The organism is Vibrio sp. 1978 (assembly GCF_033344345.1).
Genome location: NZ_JAWPOP010000990.1, coordinates 1 through 522, shown reverse-complemented (window position 1 = coordinate 522; position 522 = coordinate 1). Strand labels below are relative to the sequence as shown.

General features: G+C 43.9%; 1 protein-coding gene. It reads left to right on the top strand.

Translation table 11 applies throughout. The features are described 5' to 3' along the window. Positions 1 to 461, top strand: a 461-nt coding sequence (gene maiA, locus R8N49_RS30265) for a maleylacetoacetate isomerase (protein WP_318190837.1), incomplete at its 5' end; no start/stop codon positions are given. Between the last annotated feature and the right edge of the window lie 61 nt (positions 462 to 522).

The window sequence follows — 522 nt, the reverse complement described above, 5'->3', positions numbered from 1 at the left end:
AGTCACTCGCGATCATTCAATATCTTGAAGAAAACTACCCAGATGTGTCGGTCATTCCTGAACAAACGCCATTACGTTATCAAGCGTTGGCGATGGCGCAGGATATCGCCATGGAAATTCATCCTTTAAACAATCTGCGTGTCTTGCAGTATCTGGAAGGAACACTAGGTTGTGAACAAGCGCAGAAAGAGGAGTGGATTCATCACTGGATCAAACAAGGCTTTGCTGCGTTAGAAGAGAAACTGGCCAAATATCGAGAAGAGCATGGAAACTGTAAATACAGTGTGACTGACTCACCATGCATCGTTGATATTTGCCTTGTGCCTCAAGTCTACAACGCGCAACGTTTTGGAGTTGATATGTCGCCTTATCCGGTTATCAACGCAATTGTAGATGCTTGCAACCAACTGCCAACTTTCATTGATGCCATGCCAGACAATCAACCAGATGCTAACGCTTAATGATTGTTAATCAGGCACAACGTACAAGAGCCAATCCCTAGAAAGATTGGCTTGTTTTTGT